9 protein-coding genes are annotated in these 6517 nt (G+C 37.0%); 3 read left to right on the top strand and 6 right to left on the bottom strand.

Going from position 1 to position 6517, the window contains the following annotated elements:
- Nucleotides 1–48: 48 nt before the first annotated feature.
- From WBM60_RS10250 to WBM60_RS10260, 3 genes are read right to left on the bottom strand one after another with little or no spacing between them, the layout of a single operon-like run.
- A complete protein-coding gene (locus WBM60_RS10250) occupies nucleotides 49–399 on the bottom strand; it encodes a carboxymuconolactone decarboxylase family protein (protein ID WP_424259533.1) in 351 nt (116 codons plus the stop codon).
- Entirely contained in the window at nucleotides 383–1222 is an 840-nt protein-coding gene (gene tatC, locus WBM60_RS10255) for a twin-arginine translocase subunit TatC (protein ID WP_424259532.1), read from the bottom strand. The genes WBM60_RS10250 and tatC overlap by 17 nt, the downstream gene beginning before the upstream one ends.
- Entirely contained in the window at nucleotides 1222–2187 is a 966-nt protein-coding gene (locus WBM60_RS10260; RefSeq protein ID WP_424280156.1) for a KpsF/GutQ family sugar-phosphate isomerase, read from the bottom strand. Before WBM60_RS10260 ends, tatC begins: the two co-directional genes overlap by 1 nt.
- Before the next feature lie 232 nt (nucleotides 2188–2419).
- Between WBM60_RS10260 and recQ the strand changes: the two genes are divergently transcribed.
- Nucleotides 2420–4621 (top strand): DNA helicase RecQ, encoded by a 2202-nt coding sequence (gene recQ / locus WBM60_RS10265; protein WP_424259530.1) that lies wholly within the window; start codon nucleotides 2420–2422, stop codon nucleotides 4619–4621.
- 85 nt (nucleotides 4622–4706) lie between these two features.
- Here recQ and WBM60_RS10270 read toward each other — a convergent pair whose 3' ends face one another.
- From WBM60_RS10270 to WBM60_RS10280, 3 genes are read right to left on the bottom strand one after another with little or no spacing between them, the layout of a single operon-like run.
- Nucleotides 4707–5006 carry a CCC motif membrane protein gene (locus WBM60_RS10270; RefSeq protein WP_424276772.1) on the bottom strand — a complete coding sequence of 100 codons (300 nt, stop codon included), beginning with the start codon at nucleotides 5004–5006 and terminating at the stop codon, nucleotides 4707–4709.
- Between the two features lie 22 nt (nucleotides 5007–5028).
- Nucleotides 5029–5355, bottom strand: coding sequence for a CCC motif membrane protein (locus WBM60_RS10275; RefSeq protein WP_424259528.1), 327 nt, complete (start codon nucleotides 5353–5355; stop codon nucleotides 5029–5031).
- Between the two features lie 15 nt (nucleotides 5356–5370).
- Nucleotides 5371–5676 (bottom strand): DUF2752 domain-containing protein, encoded by a 306-nt coding sequence (locus WBM60_RS10280; protein ID WP_424276773.1) that lies wholly within the window; start codon nucleotides 5674–5676, stop codon nucleotides 5371–5373.
- A 43-nt stretch (nucleotides 5677–5719) separates the two neighbouring features.
- Between WBM60_RS10280 and WBM60_RS10285 the strand changes: the two genes are divergently transcribed.
- Nucleotides 5720–5887 (top strand): hypothetical protein, encoded by a 168-nt coding sequence (locus WBM60_RS10285; protein ID WP_424262702.1) that lies wholly within the window; start codon nucleotides 5720–5722, stop codon nucleotides 5885–5887.
- Nucleotides 5888–5903: 16 nt separating this feature from the next.
- Entirely contained in the window at nucleotides 5904–6452 is a 549-nt protein-coding gene (locus WBM60_RS10290) for a Smr/MutS family protein (RefSeq protein ID WP_424262700.1), read from the top strand.
- Nucleotides 6453–6517 lie beyond the last annotated feature (65 nt).

Below are 6517 nucleotides of genomic sequence, written 5' to 3' on the forward strand. Positions count from 1 at the left end.
TTCAAATCTAAGCCATTCTAGTTTCTACTGTTCAGAATTATAGTTTTTTTAACCTTCCTGCAACTCCAGTTGTTCCCAATACTCATAAGCTCTCCGTAAATGCGGAATAACAATTGTGCCACCAACTAAAGTGGCAATACTCAAGGTTTCCATGACTTCTTCTTTAGTGGCACCATGCTTATAGCAGCTTTCTAAGTGGTATTTAACACAGTCATCACATCTTAATACAGCAGACGCTACAAGACCTAAAAATTCTTTGGTTTTAACATCCAAAACACCTTCGCTATAAGCGTTCGTGTCCAGGTTGAAGATTCTCTTTATTATTTTGTTATTATCGGCTAATAATTTCCCATTCATTTTAGAACGGTAGACATTAAACTCATCAACTGGATTTGACATTTTTATTTTGTTTTTTTGCTTCTCTCCGTATTACAACTTTTGAAATGTAGATGCTGATCTGGTAAAGTATAAGAACAGGAACAGCCACAATAATCTGACTTGCCACGTCGGGAGGTGTAATTACCGCTGATATTATTAGCACAATAACCAGGGCTATTTTTCGATACTTCCTGAGTATCTCGGGGGTTACTAAGCCTACCTTGGTTAGAAAGAAGATAATAATTGGCAGTTCAAATATTAAACCACAGGCGATAACAGCTGCCCTAACGGTAGAGATATATGAACTCAAATCAATCTCCCGGACAATTTCATCACTCACAGAATATCCACCTAAAAAATTTATTGAAAGCGGGGCAACTACATAATAACCAAAAAGGACACCCATAAAAAAGAGGGAAGAAGCAATAAATATAAAACCCCTGGAATTGTTACGTTCCTTGTCATATAATCCCGGGCTGATGAATTTCCACATTTCATAGAGAATATAGGGGAAACCAATTATAAACCCGGCCCAGATTGAAGTCCATATATGAGCAGAAAACTGCTCTGCCATTTGTCTGCTCTGAACGGTAAAAATAGGTTCATTGGAACAAAACGCTTCACTGAAACCGAGCAACTTTGAAAGTTTGCAGAAAACACCATAGGTAGGAAAATCTGGTTTTTTCGGTCCGAAAATTACAGTATCAAAAATAAAGTCCTTCATTACAAAAGCTACCAGACCAATCAAAACGATCGCAATAGTTGACCGAATAAGATGCCACCGCAGTTCTTCCAGATGGTCCAAAAAGGACATTTCATTAGGATCGCTAGATGCTTTTGCCATTAAAGTATTCCTTCATTAATTAAGTTATGTAAATGAACAACGCCTACATATTCTTCTCCATCTATAGCTAATAATTGAGATAGGCTATTAGAGCGCATTTTTTTCAAAGCTTTAATGGCAAGGACGTCTGCACCAATCGTCTTAGGATTAGTTGTCATTATATCTTTCGCCTTCAGGCCATTTATATTTTCATATTTGTTAAGCATCCGCCTGATATCGCCATCTGTAATAATTCCGACGATCTTGTCATTGCTCATAACAGCAGTAACGCCTAGCATTTTTTCGGAAATTTCAATAATAACCTGCTTTACATCGGCGTCAACGCCCACTTGAGGCTTTAAATTGTTTCCTACAATATCGGATACTCTCAGATAGAGTTTTTTACCAAGAGTTCCTCCCGGGTGATATTTAGCAAAATCCTGACTGCTGAATCCCCGCAATTCCAAAAGACAGATAGCGAGCGCATCTCCCATTACGAGTTGCGCGGTAGTACTGGTTGTTGGAGCCAGGTTATTTGGGCAGGCTTCTTTTTTCACAAAAGTGTTCAAAACAAAATCTGCATTTTCAGCAAGAAAAGAATCTAAATTGCCACACATTCCAATTAACTTATTATTTCCCAGTTTAATAAGCGGTACCAACATTTTTATTTCAGGGGTATTCCCACTTTTCGAGATGCAGATCACTACGTCATCTTTCTGGATTGTGCCCAGATCACCATGTATAGCATCAGCTGCATGCATGAAAATTGCCGGTGTCCCTGTAGAATTTAAAGTAGCTACTATTTTAGAGGCTATGATAGCACTTTTGCCAATACCCGTGATTACTACACGCCCAACTGATTCATAAATGCAATTTACAGTACTTGCAAATTGATCATCCAAAAGTGTGGACAAGTGCGCAATGGCGTCACTTTCAGTTATGATGGTTTTTTTGGCCGTAGCCAATATAGCTTTGTGATTGCTCAATATAGTTCTAAAATTATGTGTTTACGGTTTTAGAAATTAACTTAATAAGTAAACAGATTTTAAAAGAATGTATTATATTTAAGAAAACAAAATTACATAAACTTATTTTATAGGAGATTCTAAACTACAAACAATATAATTTATCATTTTACCTACCTAAAAACAAGAAGATATATCTTAAATATAATAACGAATATCATTATAATAGCAGACTCGATATACTAAATTTGCAATGATTTTGAATGAAATTGAACTACATGCGGCGCTAAAAAAGTATTTTGGTTTTTCCAAATTTAAAGGACTTCAGGAAGATGTTATAAAAAACGTCATTCAAAACAAAAACACCTTTGTAATTATGCCTACAGGAGGTGGCAAATCACTTTGTTATCAGCTTCCTGCTCTTATAAAAGAGGGAACTGCTATTGTGGTATCTCCTTTAATTGCACTAATGAAAAATCAGGTTGATGCAATCCGGGGTGTTTCATCACATCACGGTGTTGCTCATGTACTGAATTCTTCATTAACCAAAACTCAGGTAAAGGAAGTAAAACAAGATATTTTAGACGGGATAACAAAATTGCTCTATGTAGCACCGGAATCCCTCACGAAGGAAGAGTATGTAGATTTTTTACAATCTGTACCTCTCTCGTTTGTGGCGGTAGACGAGGCGCATTGTATTTCTGAGTGGGGACACGATTTCAGACCGGAATACAGAAATCTAAGGGCTATAATAAACAGGCTGGGCGATGACATCCCCATTGTTGGTTTAACAGCAACCGCTACCCCAAAGGTACAGGAAGATATTATTAAGAACCTTGCTATTACAGACGCAAAAGTTTTTAAAGCTTCATTTAACAGGCCCAATTTATTCTACGAAGTAAGGCCTAAGACAAAAAATGTTGATGCAGATATTATTCGTTTTGTAAAGAAGAATAGCGGTAAATCAGGAATAATTTATTGTCTAAGCAGGAAAAAAGTTGAAGCCTTAGCCCAAGTATTGCAGGTTAATGGGGTGAGTGCTGTACCTTATCATGCGGGATTTGATGCTAAGACACGTTCCAGGTATCAGGATATGTTTCTTATGGAAGATGTGGACGTGGTCATTGCAACTATTGCTTTTGGAATGGGAATAGACAAGCCAGATGTACGCTATGTCATTCATCATGACATTCCTAAAAGTATTGAGAGTTATTACCAGGAAACCGGCCGTGCGGGCAGGGATGGAGGTGAAGGTCACTGCCTCGCATTTTATTCTTATAAGGATGTGGAAAAGTTGGAGAAATTTATGTCCGGAAAACCGGTGGCTGAACAGGAAATTGGGAACGCCCTTCTTCAGGAAATTGTTGCGTATGCCGAAACATCTATGTCCAGAAGAAAGTTCATTCTACATTATTTTGGAGAAGAATTTGATGAGGTGAATGGCGATGGAGCAGATATGGATGATAATACCAGAAATCCGAAGAAAAAGGAAGAAGCGAAGGAAAATGTTATCAAGTTAATCAAGGTAGTACGTGGCACTAAGGAAAAGTTTAAGGCCAAAGAGATTGTTTTGGCGCTTATGGGTTCTACTAATGCCCTTATTGCTTCTCACAAAACTGATGAAAAACCTTTTTTTGGTATTGGGTCTGACAAAGACAAAAGTTACTGGATGGCATTAATCAGGCAGGTTCTGGTTGCGGGATTACTAAAAAAAGAAATTGAACAATACGGTATATTGCACATTAGCAGTGCGGGATCTTCTTTTCTTGAGAATCCTACTTCTTTTATGATGACAAAAGATCATGTTTATAACGAAGAAAATGATCAAGCCATAGTTACTGCTGCCAAAAGTGCAGGAGGTGCTGCAGATGAAAAATTATTGCGATTACTTAAAGACCTCAGGAAAAGTGAAGCAAAGAAATTGGATATCCCTCCTTTTGTCATATTCCAGGATCCTTCCCTTGATGATATGGCTCTGAAATACCCTATTTCCATGGAGGAAATGTTAAATATTTATGGAGTGGGTGAGGGTAAGGCAAAAAAATATGGAAAGCCCTTCTTGTCTCTTATTAAAACCTATGTTGAGGAGAATGAAATAATTCGCCCCGATGACCTTGTTGTGAAGAGTACCGGAGCTAATTCTGCTCTTAAGTTATATATTATTCAGAATGTGGACAGAAAGTTGCCTTTGGATGATATTGCCTCTGCAAAGGGTCTTGAATTGCAGGAATTAGTAAAGGAAATGGAACAAATAGTTTTTAGCGGTACTAAATTGAATATAGGCTACTGGATAGACGAGATACTGGATGAGGATCAACAGGGTGAAATTCATGAATATTTTTTGGAAGCTGAATCAGACAATATAGAAGAAGCACAAAAAGAATTTGATGGAGAATATGAAGATGAAGAATTGCGACTTTACCGTTTAAAATTTATGAGCGAGGTTGCCAATTAGATCGAATATTATATCATTAGTAACAAAAAAAAGGGCCCTCAGCATGAGGGCCCTTTATGTAAGTCTAATCCGTTAAATGGTCTTTTTAAAAATATTCACTGGTAATGAAAGCAGCTATAACTCCGAAATAAAGGATCCCGAATACGAGGTATATTAGTGCCAGGGCCATTCCGACATAAGACAAAATACGGCCGCTTCTGACACTCTCATAACCCGAATAATTTTGGGGATGACTCTGATAGAGGCCCTCTGCTTTTTTAGCACTGCTTAAACCAATAATGCTAAATATTATTGCAAAAGGACCACAGCAAGTGATGGCTCCTATGATTGAAATAATGCCCATTGTTAAGGCATTACTCGCACCGGGTAAAGGCTGTTGATTCATAAAATATATTTTTCGAGGAGAGTTATTGCTCCCATTGTTCTCTCATTTCATTAACTTGTTCCATGTAGGCCTCCCAGCCGCCAATAGCAGAAATTGAATATAGGGCCCAGGCAAACCAAACAATTCCCAGTACTATTCCAATGATCGCTAAAATTTTAGCTGTTTTAAGCTGGCTGTAGTTGGAATATAGTTCAGGATTTTCTTTATACTTATTTTCATCCTTATACACCAGAAAAAAAGCAATACCTGCAAGAATGGCCGCCGGAAGGCCACCAAAACAGCAGCATAGATATGAAAGAATTGCCAGGACAATGGCTATGGTTACATTTGGTAGTTTTTGTTGTTCCATGAAGTATTGGTTTAATTATAAAAATTTTAAAATATAGTTGATCAGAATTGTTGTTACCGTGGCTATCATTAAGAATATACTAATCTTATTGGCGTATTTTATGGTCATTAAATTATCCAACAACAGAAAACCCATAAGTAGTATTAAAGGATAAATTGCGGGATACATTTTAAAAGCCTCAACAAATTCACCATGAAAGAGCAAAACAGCAGCCCTTTGAATACCACAGCCAGTGCATTCTATGCCTAAAAGCTGTTTATTCACGCAGGGTAGCATATAATCTTCATTTATAAAAAACAGGATAGATGAAGCGATTTTCATTTTGGCAGATTAATCAACTGAAAAATACTATTATTTTTGAGGAATGAAAACAAATCGAATCATTTATTTTTTGCTCATCATCGCAGGTACAATTATTATGGCAACAGGAGACCAATTGGTGAAGAAAGAGTATGCCATGTGTATTGGAATAATTTTACTGATGTTCGGGATTTATAAATCTTCGAAAGTTTGGTCAAAAACAGATGAATAAATAATGAGAATGGACAATGAGAAATTTTAAAGAAGGAGACCGGGTAGAAGTCATAGACGACAACATTACAGGGATAGTTATAAATATTATGGACGATTTTATAACTATACGAACTGAAGAAGGGTTTGATATGGATTTTACAACATCCGAATTGATGCATATAGTAGGGATGAACTCCATAAAAGTAAGCAACTTTGAAGCTGCCCAGGTGAAGTCAGTCAAGGAACAGACAGGGAAACCAAAAATCAGAAAAGTTAGCTCAAAAGAGCGTAGTACGCCCAAAATGGAAGTTGACCTGCATATTCACCAACTCATTCCTTCTTCAAAGGGAATGACCAATTATGATATGCTGAATATACAACTGGAAACTGCAAAACGACAACTTGAATTTGCCATGCGCAAAAGAATACAAAAAGTTGTGTTTATTCATGGTGTTGGAGCCGGTGTTCTTAAAGAAGAATTGAATTATTTATTTAAACGGTACGAAAATGTAAAATACTATGATGCAGATTATCAAAAATATGGTTTAGGGGCTACTGAAGTCTATATTTATCAGAATTCCTGAACGCGTTACTCTTTGGTAGTTATGGTGCCAAAATCATTAATTATCAGGTCTGTTATCCTCAGACC

The sequence above is a fragment of the Eudoraea sp. genome (assembly GCF_049669105.1).
GTDB lineage: Bacteria > Bacteroidota > Bacteroidia > Flavobacteriales > Flavobacteriaceae > Eudoraea.

What these genes read in the sequence shown, in the direction of transcription:
- WBM60_RS10250 (WP_424259533.1), bottom strand. Translation starts at nt 399, where the DNA reads ATGTCAAATCCAGTTGATGAGTTTAATGTCTACCGTTCTAAAATGAAT.
- tatC (WP_424259532.1), bottom strand. Translation starts at nt 1,222, where the DNA reads ATGGCAAAAGCATCTAGCGATCCTAATGAAATGTCCTTTTTGGACCAT.
- recQ (WP_424259530.1), top strand. Translation starts at nt 2,420, where the DNA reads ATGATTTTGAATGAAATTGAACTACATGCGGCGCTAAAAAAGTATTTT.
- WBM60_RS10270 (WP_424276772.1), bottom strand. Translation starts at nt 5,006, where the DNA reads ATGAATCAACAGCCTTTACCCGGTGCGAGTAATGCCTTAACAATGGGC.
- WBM60_RS10275 (WP_424259528.1), bottom strand. Translation starts at nt 5,355, where the DNA reads ATGGAACAACAAAAACTACCAAATGTAACCATAGCCATTGTCCTGGCA.
- WBM60_RS10280 (WP_424276773.1), bottom strand. Translation starts at nt 5,676, where the DNA reads ATGAAAATCGCTTCATCTATCCTGTTTTTTATAAATGAAGATTATATG.
- WBM60_RS10285 (WP_424262702.1), top strand. Translation starts at nt 5,720, where the DNA reads ATGAAAACAAATCGAATCATTTATTTTTTGCTCATCATCGCAGGTACA.
- WBM60_RS10290 (WP_424262700.1), top strand. Translation starts at nt 5,904, where the DNA reads ATGAGAAATTTTAAAGAAGGAGACCGGGTAGAAGTCATAGACGACAAC.